The organism is Pseudomonas veronii (assembly GCF_001439695.1).
Taxonomy (GTDB): domain Bacteria; phylum Pseudomonadota; class Gammaproteobacteria; order Pseudomonadales; family Pseudomonadaceae; genus Aquipseudomonas; species Aquipseudomonas veronii.
Genome location: NZ_JYLL01000012.1, coordinates 99,145 through 112,264 on the forward strand (window position 1 = coordinate 99,145; position 13,120 = coordinate 112,264).

Sequence of the window (13,120 nt, forward strand, 5' to 3'; positions counted from 1 at the left end):
AGAACCCTTACTGACGCAAAACCATCGTTTGAGGAGACTGCTATGAGTATCGTTAAAAAAGCATCCGCGCATTGGGAAGGTGATCTGAAGACAGGCCTGGGTTCCATCTCCACGGAAACCGGCGTGCTGCGCGAAGCGCCCTACGGCTTCAAGGCCCGTTTCGAGGGCGGCAAGGGCACCAACCCTGAAGAGTTGATCGGTGCGGCCCACGCTGGCTGTTTCTCCATGGCGTTTTCCATGATTCTCGGCGACGCCGGGCTCAAGGCTGACAGCATCGACACCCAGGCCGAAGTGACCCTGGACCAGGTCGACGGTGGTTTTGCGATCACCGCTGTACACCTGATCCTCAATGCCAAGATTCCCGGCGCGAGCCAGGCGCAGTTCGATGAGCTGAGCAAAAAGGCCAAGGAAGGGTGCCCAGTGTCCAAGGTGCTGAACGCGAAAATCAGCCTGGACGCCACCCTCGTCGACTGACACAGCCTTAGGTGAGAGGGGGCTTGCTCCCTCCCACATTCAGTTGTGCGTTAAATCAGAACTCGTGTTTCCCCGATGTGGTCCTATAGCCTATGCAGCCATAGGCGCACATTCGTGCGCGTGCATTCAGGGAGCTTCACACATGAAACGTTTTGTCTTGGCGATCATCTGCGGTGTATTGGCCACATCGGCTGTGGCCGCGCCCAAAGACTGCGAAGAACTCAGGAAAGAGATCGAAGTGAAGATCCAGGCCAAGGCGATTCCGTCCTACACCCTGGAAATCGTCAGCAAGGAAGAAGCCGACAAGCACGATGTCGCCATGGTCGTAGGCACGTGTGAGAACGGTACCAAGGCAATCATCTACCAGAAGAACAATGACTGATCAGATGCAGTTCACGCTGCGCTCCTGCGCCAATAACTGACGCGCGGCGTTGTACAGCCGGATATTCGGTGTGTAGGACAACGAGCGCCCCTCCAGGCGATAACGCTGGCCTGCCTCGAAGTGGTCGTACTGCAAGGTCATGAAACAGGTCCGGTCCTGGGTCTGCGACAACCCGCCAAAGCTGCCGCCGGTCGGCACTTCGAAATCAAACCGCACCATCAACTCGTGACTGCCCGGCGGGACCTGGAAGAAGCGCCCGTCGTTGAGGTTTTTCCCATCCAGACGTTGGGCCATCACCAGCTTGGCCCCCGGTGTCGGGGTGGCGAAATCGACCCAGGCCTGTTGCGCGTCCATCGGCGGGATGGGTGGTAAAGCACAGGCGCTGAGCAACAGGGCGGCGATGGGAAGCACTAGCTGGCGCATGGCGGGCACTCAACACAAGGAGAGCCTTGAGTATAAACGCGCTACGCCATGGAAAAACGCCGGGCAGTCACGATAGGCTGGCGAGCCAATTACCCAGGAGCAGTCGCGGCATGATCAGGCGTTTTCTTCCAGGGTTGTGGTGGGTGCTGCTCAGCGGTTGTTCCAGCGTCGATTACTACGGCCAATTGGCCAGCGGCCAGTGGCAGTTGCTGCAGGCTCGGGAGCCGGTGGCCAAGGTGATTGCCGACCCGGCGCGGCCGCAACAGTTACGTGAGCACTTGGTGCAATCGCAAAAGGCGCGCACGTTCGCCAGCGAGCAGTTGCACCTGCCTGACAATCAGAGTTACCGGTTGTACGCCGATATTGGCCGGCCTTATGTGGTCTGGAATGTTTTTGCCACGCAGGAATTTTCCTTGTCGGCGCAAAATCACTGCTTTCCCATCGCTGGCTGTGTCGCCTATCGCGGTTATTACAGCCAGGGCGCGGCGCGGGGTGAGGCGGCGTTGCTCAAGCAACAAGGCATGGACGTGTCGATTGGCGGCGTCGAGGCCTATTCCACCTTGGGTTGGTTCAATGACCCGATCATGAGTTCGATGCTGGGCTGGGGCGACGAGCGCCTGGCCACGTTGATTTTTCACGAGCTGGCGCACCAACGCTTTTACGTGAAGGACGACACCGAGTTCAACGAGTCCTTTGCCACCTTCGTCGAGCAGGAAGGCACGCGCCAATGGCGCGCCGCCCGTGGCCTGGCGCCGATCGGCAGCGCGGCGCTGCAGCAGCGTGACCAATTTACCCAGTTGCTCCTCGATACTCGCAAACGTCTGGAAACACTCTACGCCCAGCCCTTGGCGGCCGATGCGATGCGGCGGGCCAAGGCGGCTGAATTCGAGCGTTTGCGCAGCGACTACCGGCGGGTGCGGGACAGTCAGTGGGGCGGCGACAAGCGTTATGACGCCTGGATGAACCTGCCGATGAACAATGCGCGGCTTTTACCGTTCGGGCTGTATGACCAGTGGGTGCCGGCATTTGCGGCGTTGTTCCGGCAGGAAGGCGGGGATTGGCTGAAGTTCTATGCGGCAGTGGAGCGGATGGGCCAACTACCGGTGGCACAGCGTAAGGCAGCGTTGAGGCAGTTGGAAGGTGTTGGCCGGTAGGGCCTCATCGGGAGCAGGCCCCCTCCCACATTTGGCCTGCGTACACGGATCAAAATGTGGGAGGGAGCTTGCTCCCGATAGCGCCCTCAAGGCCGCTGCAAAAACGCCTGATGCATCTGCGCCAGCGTCTCGAAATGCCAGGTCGGCGCTTCGGCACTCAGCTCTTCGAAACTGCCGAACCCATACCCGACCGCCGCCGAATCCAGCCCATTGCTGCGCGCCCCGATCAAGTCATGCTTGCGGTCGCCGATCATCAAGGTGGTGGCCGGGTCCAGGCGTTCTTCGCGCATCAAGTGGGCGATCAGCTCGACCTTGTTGGTGCGCGTGCCGTCCAGTTCGCTGCCGTAGATCACCTTGAAGTGCTTGGCAAAATCGAAATGACGGGCGATCTCGCGGGCAAATTCCCACGGCTTGGAGGTGGCCACGTACAGCTGACGCCCCTGGCTGTTGAGGGCTTCGAGCAGCGGCATCACCCCGTCGAACACGCGGTTTTCATACAAACCGATGACTTTGAAGCGTTCACGGTAGAAATTCACCGCTTCCCAGGCCTTGGCTTCGTCGAAATCGTAGAACTGCATGAAGGCTTGCAGCAACGGGGGCCCGATGAAATGTTCCAGTTGGGTGATGTCCGGCTCATCGATACCGAGTTTGCCCAGCGCGTACTGGATCGAACGGGTAATGCCCTCGCGCGGGTCGGTCAGGGTGCCGTCCAGGTCGAACAGTACGGTTTGATGGTGCAGAGTCATTGATCGAATCCCTCGGCCAGGTGCAGGTCCTTGAGCTTCACGTAGTTCGCTGCGCTGTAGGTGAAAAACGCGCGTTCCTTGTCAGTCAGTTCGCGGATCTGTTTAACCGGGCTGCCGACGTACAAGAAGCCGCTTTCAAGTCTCTTGCCCGGCGGCACCAGGCTGCCGGCGCCGATGATCACGTCGTCTTCGACCACGGCGCCGTCCATCACGATGCTGCCCATGCCGATCAGGATGCGATTGCCGACGGTGCAGCCGTGCAGCATGACTTTGTGGGCGATGGTCACGTCGTCGCCGATCAGCAGCGCAAAACCATCGGGATTGAACGGCCCGGCGTGGGTAATGTGCAGCACGCAGCCGTCCTGCACGCTGGTGCGCGCGCCGATGCGGATGCGGTGCATGTCGCCGCGGATCACCGTCAGCGGCCAAACCGAGCTGTCGTCGCCGATTTCGACATCGCCGATCACCACCGCCGAAATATCGACAAAAGCCCCGGCGCCCAGGCTTGGCGTGTGGTTCTGATAGGTGCGAAGGGTCACGATAGCCTCTCTCTCTTCTGCTGATAGCTGCGGTGGACGTTGATTGTAATTAAGATGGCCCCATCTTTGTTCTTACATGTTTCTTCAGCCAAGGTGCCAACCGTGAGCGCGAACAACCCTCTTCTGCAGCCCTATGACCTGCCGCCGTTCTCGGCGATCCGTGCCGAGCACGTTCAGCCGGCCATCGAACAGATCCTCGCCGACAACCGGCTTGCCATCGAAGGCATCCTGCAAAGCCAGGGGAAAAATCCGACGTGGGCCGGCCTGGTCCTCGCCATGGATGAGCTGAATGATCGCCTGGGTGCTGCCTGGAGCCCGGTCAGCCACCTCAATGCCGTGTGCAACAGCGCCGAACTGCGCGAAGCCTACGAGGCATGCCTGCCGGCGTTGAGCGCCTATTCCACCGAGATGGGCCAGAACCGCGAACTGTTCCAGGCCTTCGAAGCCCTGGCCAGCAGCCCGGAAGCCGGCGGTTTCGACGTGGCGCAAAAAACCATCCTGGAACACTCGCTGCGCGATTTCCGCCTGTCGGGTATCGACCTGCCGCCCGAACAGCAAAAACGCTACGCCGAAGTGCAAAGCAAGCTTTCCGAACTGGGCAGCAAGTTCTCCAACCAGTTGCTGGACGCGACCCAGGCCTGGACCAAACACGTCACCGATGAAGCCACCCTCGCCGGCCTGACCGACTCGGCCAAGGCGCAAATGGCCGCCGCGGCCCAGGCCAAAGGCCTCGACGGTTGGCTGATCACCCTGGAATTCCCCAGCTACTACGCGGTGATGACCTACGCCCAGGACCGCGCCCTGCGCGAAGAAATCTACGCAGCCTATTGCACCCGAGCGTCGGACCAAGGCCCGAATGCCGGTCAGAACGATAACGGCCCGGTCATGGAACAGATCCTCGACCTGCGTCAGGAACTCGCCCAACTGCTGGGCTATGCGTCCTTCTCGGAATTGAGCCTGGCCACGAAAATGGCCGACTCCAGCGACCAGGTGTTGAGCTTCCTGCGCGACCTGGCCAAGCGCAGCAAGCCGTTTGCCGCCCAGGACCTGCAGCAGCTCAAAGCCTACGCCGCCGAACAAGGCTGCGCCGACCTGCAAAGCTGGGACAGCGGTTTCTACGGTGAAAAACTGCGTGAGCAGCGCTACAGCGTGTCCCAGGAAGCCTTGCGCGCCTACTTCCCGATCGACAAGGTGCTTGGTGGCCTGTTCGCCATCGTGCAGCGTCTGTATGGCATCGAGATCGCCGAGCAGAAGGGCTTCGACACCTGGCACCCAGACGTGCGCCTGTTCGAAATCAAGGAAAACGGCCAGCACGTCGGCCGCTTCTTCTTCGACCTGTACGCCCGCGCCAACAAGCGTGGCGGCGCCTGGATGGACGGCGCCCGCGACCGTCGCCGCACCATCGACGGCGTGCTGCAAAGCCCGGTGGCCAACCTGGTGTGCAACTTCACCCCGGCCGACAGCGGCAAGCCTGCCCTGCTGACCCACGACGAAGTGACGACGCTGTTCCACGAATTCGGCCACGGCCTGCATCACCTGCTGACCCGTGTCGAGCATGCCGGCGTGTCCGGCATCAACGGCGTGGCCTGGGATGCGGTGGAATTGCCGAGCCAGTTCATGGAGAACTGGTGCTGGGAGCCGGAAGGCCTGGCGCTGATCTCCGGCCATTATGAAACCGGCGAGCCGCTGCCCCAGGACCTGCTGGAAAAAATGCTCGCGGCGAAGAACTTCCAGTCCGGCCTGATGATGGTGCGCCAGTTGGAGTTCTCGCTGTTCGACTTTGAATTGCATGCCACCCATGGCGATGGCCGCAGTGTGGCGCAGGTACTCGAAAGCGTGCGCGACGAGGTGTCGGTGATGCGTCCGCCGGCCTATAACCGCTTCCCCAACAGCTTCGCGCATATCTTCGCCGGTGGTTACGCCGCGGGTTACTACAGCTACAAGTGGGCTGAAGTGCTGTCGGCCGATGCGTTCTCCAAGTTCGAAGAAGACGGCGTGCTCAATGCCGAAACCGGACGTGCTTTCCGCGAGGCGATCCTGGCCCGTGGCGGTTCCCAGGCGCCGATGGTGTTGTTTGTCGATTTCCGCGGGCGTGCGCCGTCGATTGACGCACTCTTGCGCCACAGCGGCCTGAGTGAGGACGCAGCAGCATGAGTGACGTACCAGTGATTACCAAAAAGCAATTCATCGCCGGGGCTGTCTGCCCGGCGTGCAGCGAGCCGGACAAGTTGAAGATGTGGACCGAGGACAGCGTGCCGCATCGCGAATGCGTGGCCTGCGGCTATACCGACACCTTGAATGATCAAGGTTTGTCAGTGCCCAAGGAATTGGGCACGCGGGTCAACACCTCGGCGCTCAAAGCGCCGGACCCGACGGTGCAGTCGGTGCAGTTTTTTCCTAATCCCAAGCTGAAGAAAGACTGAGACCCTGTCAGGGGGTTGTCAGCGTCAGCGTGCTTTTCTGAGGTTCGACATGGCTGTTGCCGGCTGTGTTGAACCAGCTTTTCACCGAGCACAGGGCAAACGCGCTGGTGCTGCAATCGCCATTGGCCAAGGCTGTGCGCAACTTGTCGATATCGGCCTTCATCATGTAGCGAACGCCGTCCTTGAAGCCCTTGCTGCTGCCGAAGCCGCCCAAGGTCATTTCGTTCAACGCCTCTTCCTTGCTCCAGCCCTGAACCACCACGCGATACATCGCCGCCATCAGGCCGGTGCGGTCTGAGCCATGCTTGCAGTGCATCAGCACTGCACCGTTGGCTTCGGAGTCGCGGATCGCCCTCAGTGCGGCCAGCACGTCAGCGTCATCGACATGATTTGTGCGATAAATCAGCTGAATCTGTCGGATATCAGAATTTTTTAGCCAGCTGTCGTCGGACTCCGGCAGAAAGTTGATCACCGTGCCGACCTTGAGTTTTTCCAGCAGAGGCACGGCATTGCTGTCCGGCAGCGCGCTGCGGTAGAGGGTGGGCGTCATCTGGTGCAGGTTGTATTGATTGCCGACCGGCTGCGCCCATTCGGGGGAACGCAGGGATGTGCTGTCGTCCGCCCAGGTGTGAGCGCTGGTGAACAGTGCCAGGAACGCAAGGCCGAGGGCCGGTAGCCATTGATGATTGAACATGGGCGACGTAACCGATAGGGGGTTGGCGGGTGATGCCAAGAGTCGGCCAGGCGCGGTCAATGGGGTGTGAGGGGCGCGTCAAAGAAATGTGAATCACCGTCGATGTTGCAGTTTTGACGCTGAATCGATTCTCTTTATACTTAGCCTGCTATCATTTGTAACTATTGATTGCCGCTACGTTCTATCTGCTTGGATCGGTGGGGTCCACCTTGCTGCTGCCAAACCACAAGCTGCTCCTAGAAGCGGCTGATAAACCCGTGACCACATGATGAGGTACACCCATGTCTGATCAAGATCAAGACAACCCCCGGCGTGACTTTTTGCGCAAATCCTTGACCTTGATCCCGGTGGTCACGGTTGCCAGCACCGGCCTTGGCGGTTCGATGCTGATGGCCGCGCCCGCACCGGCCCAAGCCAGCCCCGTTCCGCCGCCGGTCAGCGACAAGGCGTATGAGCCGAGCTATTTCAGCGCCGAAGAATGGGCATTCATCAACGCCGCCGTGGCGCGCCTGATCCCGGCCGATGCCCAAGGCCCTGGCGCCCTGGAAGCCGGTGCGGCGGAATACATCGACCGCCAGATGAACACGCCCTACGCCAGTGGCGCGCTGTGGTTCATGCAAGGTCCGTTCAACGCCGACGCCGCGCCGGAAATGGGCTGGCAGAGCAAGTTGGTACCCAAGGTCATCTATCGCCTGGGCATTGCCGCGACGGATGCCTGGTCGAAAGCGTTCAACGGCAAGGCTTTTGCTGCGCAAGACAGCGCTACCCAGGATGACATGCTGCGCCGCCTGGAGGCTGGCGGTAGTGAGGTGAGTGCCCATTTCGACGCGGTGCCGCCGAAGATGTTCTTCAATTTGCTGCTGCAAAACACCAAGGAAGGCTTCTTCTGCGATCCGATCCACGGCGGCAATAAAGGCCTGGTCGGCTGGACCATGATCGGCTTCCCCGGCGCCCGCGCCGACTTTATGGATTGGGTGGAGCGCAACGAGCAATACCCCTTCCCGGCGGTTTCCATTCGCGGCGAGAGGGCATAAACGTGGCGACCATTATGAAAAAAGTGGATGCGGTGATCGTCGGCTTCGGCTGGACTGGCGCGATCATGGCCAAGGAACTGACGGAAGCGGGCCTCAACGTGGTAGCGCTAGAGCGCGGCCCGATGCAGGACACTTACCCGGACGGCAACTATCCCCAGGTCATCGACGAATTGACCTACAGCGTGCGTAAAAAACTCTTCCAGGACATCTCCAAGGAGACGGTGACAATTCGCCATAGCGTGAATGACGTCGCCCTGCCCAACCGTCAGCTCGGCGCCTTTTTGCCGGGCAACGGCGTCGGCGGTGCGGGGCTGCACTGGTCGGGTGTGCATTTTCGCGTCGACCCTATCGAGTTGCGCATGCGCAGCCACTACGAAGAGCGCTACGGCAAACATTTCATTCCCAAGGACATGACTATCCAGGACTTCGGCGTCAGCTATGAAGAGCTGGAGCCGTTTTTCGACTACGCCGAAAAAGTCTTCGGCACCTCCGGCCAGGCCTGGACCGTCAACGGTCAGTTGGTCGGCGAAGGCCGTGGCGGCAACCCGTATGCGCCGGATCGTTCCAACCCGTTCCCATTGGAGGCGCAGAAGAACACGGTGTCGGCGCAGCTGTTTCAGAAAGCAGCCACGGCAGTCGGTTACAAACCCTACAACCTGCCATCAGCCAATACCTCGGGGCCATACACCAACCCCTACGGCGCGCAGATGGGCCCGTGCAACTTCTGCGGTTTTTGCAGTGGCTACGTGTGCTACATGTACTCCAAGGCGTCGCCGAACGTGAACATCCTGCCAGCGTTGCGCCAGGTGCCGAACTTCGAGCTGCGGCCGAATTCCCACGTACTCAAGGTCAACCTCGACAACACCAAGAGCAAGGCGACCGGCGTGACCTATATCGACGCCCAGGGGCGGGAATGCGAGCAGCCGGCCGATTTGGTGATTCTCGGCGCGTTCCAGTTCCATAACGTGCGCTTGATGCTGCTGTCGGGGATCGGCAAGCCCTACGACCCGATCAGCGGCGAAGGCGTGGTAGGCAAGAACTTCGCCTACCAGAACATGGCGACCATCAAGGCCTTCTTCGACAAGGACACCCACACCAACAACTTTATCGGTGCTGGCGGCAATGGCGTGGCCATCGATGACTTCAACGCCGACAACTTCGACCACGGGCCCCATGGCTTCGTCGGGGGCTCGCCGATGTGGGTCAACCAGGCCGGCAGTCGGCCGATCGCCGGCACCTCCAACCCACCCGGTACTCCGGCGTGGGGCAGCGCCTGGAAGCGTGCCACCGCTGATTACTACACCCATCAGGTGTCGATGGATGCCCACGGCGCGCATCAATCCTACCGCGGCAACTACCTCGATCTGGACCCGGTGTACCACGATGCCTACGGCCTGCCGCTGCTGCGCATGACCTTCGACTGGCAGGAAAACGACATCAAGATGAACCGCTTCATGGTCGAGAAAATGGGCAAGATCGCCGAAGCGATGAACCCCAAGGCCATTGCCGTGCTGGGCAAGAAGGTCGGTGAGCATTTCAATACCGCGTCCTATCAGACCACCCACCTCAACGGCGGCGCGATCATGGGTACCGACCCGAAAACCAGTGCGTTGAACCGCTACCTGCAGTGCTGGGATGTACACAACGTGTTTGTCCCCGGTGCGTCCGCTTTCCCACAAGGTCTAGGTTACAACCCTACCGGCCTGGTGGCGGCGTTGACCTACTGGTCGGCGCGAGCGATTCGCGAGCAGTACCTGAAAAATCCCGGCCCACTGGTTCAGGCATAAGGAACGATGACCATGAAAGCACGTGTTATCGCCTCCTTCGCGGCGTCCCTGGCGTTGCTCGGCAACTGCTCGGTGAGCGCCGCCGACGCCGACCTGATCAAGCAAGGCGAATACCTGGCCCGCGCCGGCGACTGCGTCGCCTGCCACACTGCCAAGGGCGGCAAGCCGTTCGCCGGCGGCCTGCCGATGGAGACCCCCATCGGCGTGATCTATTCCACCAACATCACCCCGGACAAGACCGGCCTGGGCGCCTACAGCTTCGCGGACTTCGACAAGGCCGTGCGCCATGGCGTCGCCAAGAGTGGCAGTACGCTTTACCCAGCGATGCCCTATCCGTCTTACGCCCGCGTCAGTGAAAGCGACATGCAGGCGCTGTATGCGTACTTCATGAAGGGCGTGGAACCGGTCGCCCAGGAAAACCGGGCCAGTGACATTCCCTGGCCTTTGAGCATGCGTTGGCCGTTGGCGGCGTGGCGCTGGATGTTTGCCCCGCCCGTGGCGGATACCCCGGAAGTGGCGGGCGCCGATCCGGTGATCAGCCGTGGCGCTTACTTGGTCGAGGGCCTCGGCCACTGTGGCGCGTGCCATACGCCGCGGGCGCTGACCATGCAGGAAAAAGCCTTGAGTGCGGCCGACGGCAGCGCTTTTTTGTCCGGCAGTGCGCCGCTGGAAGGTTGGATCGCGAAAAGCCTGCGTGGCGACCACAAAGACGGCCTCGGCAGTTGGAGCGAAGAGCAACTGGTGCAATTCCTCAAGACCGGCCGCAGTGATCGCAGCGCGGTGTTCGGCGGCATGAGCGATGTGGTCGTCCACAGCATGCAGTACATGTCCCAGGACGACCTGACCGCGATCGCCCGCTACCTCAAGAGCCTGCCGGCGATGGACCCTCAAAACCCGCCGCACCAGTACGACAAGCAGGTGGCCGAAGCGCTGTGGAAAGGCGATGACAGCCGGCCGGGCGCGTCGGTGTATATCGACAACTGCGCCGCCTGCCATCGCACCGACGGTCATGGCTACACGCGGGTGTTCCCGGCGCTGGCGGGCAACCCGGTGGTGCAGACGGCGGATGCCACGTCGCTGATCAACATCGTGTTGAACGGCGGCACTTTGCCGGCCACCCACACTGCGCCGTCCACCTTCACCATGCCGGCGTTTGCCTGGCGCCTGTCGGACCAGGAAGTGGCGGATGTCGTCAGCTTTGTGCGCGGTAGCTGGGGTAATAAAGGTGCTGCGGTGAAGGCCAGTGACGTGGCCGACCTGCGCAAGAACGACATGCACACGACGTCAGGCGACGACCTGGGGCAAGTCACGCAACCGCACTGACCGCCAAACGGCACTGGTCATCCAGCTTGCGCCCCTATACTGTATATAAAAACAGTATAGGGGCGTTTTCATGTCTGCACCTCTGCCGCCCCGTGGCCGGGGCACGGCGACCAACCTGCACAATCGTTTCGCGCCCACCGTCAGCGTGGTCGAGGACGACGGCTGGTACCAGGAGGTGCCGCCGACCCAGGGCACCGAAGTGCGTATCGAAACGGCCAAGACCATCATTACGCGCAACAACTCGCCGGACTTGCCGTTCGATCGCTCGATCAATCCCTATCGCGGGTGTGAGCATGGCTGCATCTACTGCTATGCGCGGCCCAGCCATGCCTATTGGGACCTGTCGCCGGGGCTGGATTTCGAAACCAAGCTGATCGCCAAGACCAACGCCGCCGACGTGCTCGAACAGCAGCTGTCCAAGCCCGGCTACGTGTGTGCGCCGATCAACCTGGGTTCCAACACCGATCCGTACCAGCCGATCGAGCGCGAGTACAAGATCACCCGGCAAACCCTCGAAGTGCTGCTGCGCTATCGGCACCCGGTGACCATCATCACCAAGGGCTCGCTGATCCTGCGCGATCTCGACCTGCTCACCGAACTGGCGCGCCAGCGGCTGGTGGCGGTGATGATCAGCCTCACCAGCCTCGACGACGAACTCAAGCGCATCCTGGAACCGCGCACGGCGGCGCCCAAGGCCCGGTTGCGGGCGATCCGGGTGATGCGCGAGGCCGGTATCCCGGTGGGGGTGCTGTGTTCGCCGATGATCCCGATGATCAACGACAGCGAGCTGGAGAGCCTGCTCACCGAAGCCCATGCAGCCGGTGCACAAAGTGCCGCGTATATGATGCTGCGCCTGCCGCTGGAGGTGGCGCCGCTGTTCGAGGAGTGGCTGGCGGCGCATTACCCGCAGCGCGCGGCCCATGTGATGAGCCTGGTACGCCAGGTGCGGGGCGGGGGCGTGTATGACAGTCGCTTCGGCGTGCGTATGCGCGGAGAGGGGCCGTTTGCCGACCTGCTGGCGCAGCGCTTCAGCAAGGCAATCAAGCGCCTTGGGCTCGACCGTCGGGAAGGCTTCAATCTGGATTGCACGGCGTTCTGCCCACCGGGCAGGCAGATGGCGTTGTTGTAGACTATCGGGCAAATACGCACTGTGATCGTAGAGGTGGTCGCGTTTTGACATCACTGAAACCCGCGATCTAGAGCGGTTTATTCAGTTTGAGTTAAGTTTCGACGGCTACTTTGTTCAGCGAGTGACTGACGAGTTGGCACCCGGCTTTGCGGCGTTCTAAAACTATTCCATCGGCCCGGCGTCGAATTGACCTGAACCCTCCCCTGCATTAATCAAGAGGATGAATCATGAGTGACAAGGATAAACAGCCGTTGGCTGCGTCGGCTTCAGCCGCTCAAGTGGCGGAGTCCGCCGATGCAGCGCTAAAGCACATCGTTGACGGCTTTTTGCATTTCCATCACGACGTCTTCCCTCAGCAAGAAGAACTCTTCAAGAAACTCGCCACGGCCCAGAACCCTCGGGCGATGTTCATCACCTGCGCCGACTCGCGCATCGTGCCCGAGCTGATTACCCAGAGCTCGCCCGGCGACCTGTTCGTGACCCGTAACGTCGGCAACGTGGTGCCCCCCTACGGGCAGATGAACGGCGGCGTTTCCACGGCCATCGAATACGCGGTCCTTGCCCTGGGCGTGCAGCACATCATCGTGTGCGGGCACTCCGACTGCGGCGCGATGCGCGCGGTGCTCAACCCCGCGAGCCTGGAGAAGATGCCGACGGTCAAGGCCTGGCTGCGGCACGCCGAAGTCGCCAAGACCATGGTTCACGACAACTGCGACTGCGCCAATGAAGGCGAGAGCATGAAGATGCTGACCGAAGAAAACGTCATCGCCCAGTTGCAGCATTTGCGCACCCACCCGTCCGTGGCCTCGCGCATGGCCAATGGTCATTTGTTTATCCATGGCTGGATCTACAACATCGAGACCAGTGAAATCCGCGCCTACGATGCGGAAAAGGCGGCGTTTCGACCGCTGAACGGCACCGAACCAATCCCCTCCGCGACGCCTAAAGCGCGCTTCTAACACACTTCCCTGCCGGGTAAAGCGGTGGCTGCCATGGATGCAGCCAGGCTTTG

At 61.1% G+C, this 13,120-nt stretch carries 14 protein-coding genes; 10 read left to right on the plus strand and 4 right to left on the minus strand.

The window, feature by feature from the left end; genetic code table 11:
- Positions 1-42 precede the first annotated feature (42 nt).
- Both TU80_RS16610 and TU80_RS16615 read left to right on the plus strand, forming a co-directional pair.
- Complete coding sequence (locus TU80_RS16610) at positions 43-474, plus strand: OsmC family protein (RefSeq protein ID WP_017848989.1); 432 nt, start codon at positions 43-45, stop codon at positions 472-474.
- Between the two features lie 142 nt (positions 475-616).
- A complete protein-coding gene (locus TU80_RS16615; protein WP_017848990.1) occupies positions 617-856 on the plus strand; it encodes a DUF1161 domain-containing protein in 240 nt (79 codons plus the stop codon).
- Here the strand turns inward: TU80_RS16615 and TU80_RS16620 are convergent, their stop codons facing one another.
- A complete protein-coding gene (locus tag TU80_RS16620; RefSeq protein ID WP_017848991.1) occupies positions 857-1,279 on the minus strand; it encodes a PA0061/PA0062 family lipoprotein in 423 nt (140 codons plus the stop codon).
- 110 nt (positions 1,280-1,389) lie between these two features.
- On the opposite strand from TU80_RS16620, the gene TU80_RS16625 reads away from it, so the two are divergent.
- Positions 1,390-2,433: an aminopeptidase gene (locus TU80_RS16625; RefSeq protein ID WP_057004936.1), complete on the plus strand. Its 1,044-nt coding sequence runs from the start codon at positions 1,390-1,392 to the stop codon at positions 2,431-2,433.
- Between the two features lie 86 nt (positions 2,434-2,519).
- Here the strand turns inward: TU80_RS16625 and TU80_RS16630 are convergent, their stop codons facing one another.
- Together TU80_RS16630 and TU80_RS16635 are read right to left on the minus strand one after the other, a co-directional pair.
- Positions 2,520-3,179: an HAD family hydrolase gene (locus TU80_RS16630; protein WP_057004937.1), complete on the minus strand. Its 660-nt coding sequence runs from the start codon at positions 3,177-3,179 to the stop codon at positions 2,520-2,522.
- Entirely contained in the window at positions 3,176-3,718 is a 543-nt protein-coding gene (locus TU80_RS16635; protein WP_057004938.1) for a gamma carbonic anhydrase family protein, read from the minus strand. Before TU80_RS16635 ends, TU80_RS16630 begins: the two co-directional genes overlap by 4 nt.
- A 54-nt stretch (positions 3,719-3,772) precedes the next feature.
- Here TU80_RS16635 and prlC point away from each other — a divergent pair, with 54 nt between their 5' ends.
- Both prlC and TU80_RS16645 read left to right on the plus strand, forming a co-directional pair.
- Positions 3,773-5,872, plus strand: coding sequence for an oligopeptidase A (gene prlC / locus TU80_RS16640; RefSeq protein ID WP_169881584.1), 2,100 nt, complete (start codon positions 3,773-3,775; stop codon positions 5,870-5,872).
- Positions 5,869-6,141, plus strand: a complete 273-nt coding sequence (locus TU80_RS16645; RefSeq protein WP_046381548.1) for a YheV family putative zinc ribbon protein — start codon at positions 5,869-5,871, stop codon at positions 6,139-6,141. The genes prlC and TU80_RS16645 overlap by 4 nt, the downstream gene beginning before the upstream one ends.
- A gap of 7 nt (positions 6,142-6,148) precedes the next feature.
- Here TU80_RS16645 and TU80_RS16650 read toward each other — a convergent pair whose 3' ends face one another.
- Positions 6,149-6,835, minus strand: coding sequence for a tyrosine-protein phosphatase (locus TU80_RS16650; RefSeq protein ID WP_046381547.1), 687 nt, complete (start codon positions 6,833-6,835; stop codon positions 6,149-6,151).
- A 281-nt stretch (positions 6,836-7,116) separates the two neighbouring features.
- Here TU80_RS16650 and TU80_RS16655 point away from each other — a divergent pair, with 281 nt between their 5' ends.
- From TU80_RS16655 to TU80_RS16675, 5 genes are all read left to right on the plus strand, one after another.
- Entirely contained in the window at positions 7,117-7,869 is a 753-nt protein-coding gene (locus TU80_RS16655; RefSeq protein WP_057004939.1) for a gluconate 2-dehydrogenase subunit 3 family protein, read from the plus strand.
- A 2-nt stretch (positions 7,870-7,871) separates the two neighbouring features.
- On the plus strand, positions 7,872-9,656 hold the full coding sequence (locus TU80_RS16660) for a GMC family oxidoreductase (protein WP_057004940.1): 1,785 nt from the start codon (positions 7,872-7,874) through the stop codon (positions 9,654-9,656).
- A gap of 12 nt (positions 9,657-9,668) precedes the next feature.
- Complete coding sequence (locus tag TU80_RS16665) at positions 9,669-10,979, plus strand: c-type cytochrome (RefSeq protein ID WP_046381545.1); 1,311 nt, start codon at positions 9,669-9,671, stop codon at positions 10,977-10,979.
- Between the two features lie 70 nt (positions 10,980-11,049).
- Positions 11,050-12,108 carry a PA0069 family radical SAM protein gene (locus TU80_RS16670; RefSeq protein WP_017849001.1) on the plus strand — a complete coding sequence of 353 codons (1,059 nt, stop codon included), beginning with the start codon at positions 11,050-11,052 and terminating at the stop codon, positions 12,106-12,108.
- A gap of 227 nt (positions 12,109-12,335) precedes the next feature.
- A complete protein-coding gene (locus TU80_RS16675) occupies positions 12,336-13,067 on the plus strand; it encodes a carbonic anhydrase (protein WP_017849002.1) in 732 nt (243 codons plus the stop codon).
- Positions 13,068-13,120 lie beyond the last annotated feature (53 nt).

Excerpts from the sequence above, each read along its gene's own strand:
- TU80_RS16610 (WP_017848989.1), top strand. The coding sequence starts at position 43 with ATGAGTATCGTTAAAAAAGCATCCGCGCATTGGGAAGGTGATCTGAAG.
- TU80_RS16615 (WP_017848990.1), top strand. The coding sequence starts at position 617 with ATGAAACGTTTTGTCTTGGCGATCATCTGCGGTGTATTGGCCACATCG.
- TU80_RS16620 (WP_017848991.1), bottom strand. The coding sequence starts at position 1,279 with ATGCGCCAGCTAGTGCTTCCCATCGCCGCCCTGTTGCTCAGCGCCTGT.
- TU80_RS16625 (WP_057004936.1), top strand. The coding sequence starts at position 1,390 with ATGATCAGGCGTTTTCTTCCAGGGTTGTGGTGGGTGCTGCTCAGCGGT.
- TU80_RS16630 (WP_057004937.1), bottom strand. The coding sequence starts at position 3,179 with ATGACTCTGCACCATCAAACCGTACTGTTCGACCTGGACGGCACCCTG.
- prlC (WP_169881584.1), top strand. The coding sequence starts at position 3,773 with ATGGCCCCATCTTTGTTCTTACATGTTTCTTCAGCCAAGGTGCCAACC.
- TU80_RS16645 (WP_046381548.1), top strand. The coding sequence starts at position 5,869 with ATGAGTGACGTACCAGTGATTACCAAAAAGCAATTCATCGCCGGGGCT.
- TU80_RS16650 (WP_046381547.1), bottom strand. The coding sequence starts at position 6,835 with ATGTTCAATCATCAATGGCTACCGGCCCTCGGCCTTGCGTTCCTGGCA.
- TU80_RS16655 (WP_057004939.1), top strand. The coding sequence starts at position 7,117 with ATGTCTGATCAAGATCAAGACAACCCCCGGCGTGACTTTTTGCGCAAA.
- TU80_RS16665 (WP_046381545.1), top strand. The coding sequence starts at position 9,669 with ATGAAAGCACGTGTTATCGCCTCCTTCGCGGCGTCCCTGGCGTTGCTC.
- TU80_RS16670 (WP_017849001.1), top strand. The coding sequence starts at position 11,050 with ATGTCTGCACCTCTGCCGCCCCGTGGCCGGGGCACGGCGACCAACCTG.
- TU80_RS16675 (WP_017849002.1), top strand. The coding sequence starts at position 12,336 with ATGAGTGACAAGGATAAACAGCCGTTGGCTGCGTCGGCTTCAGCCGCT.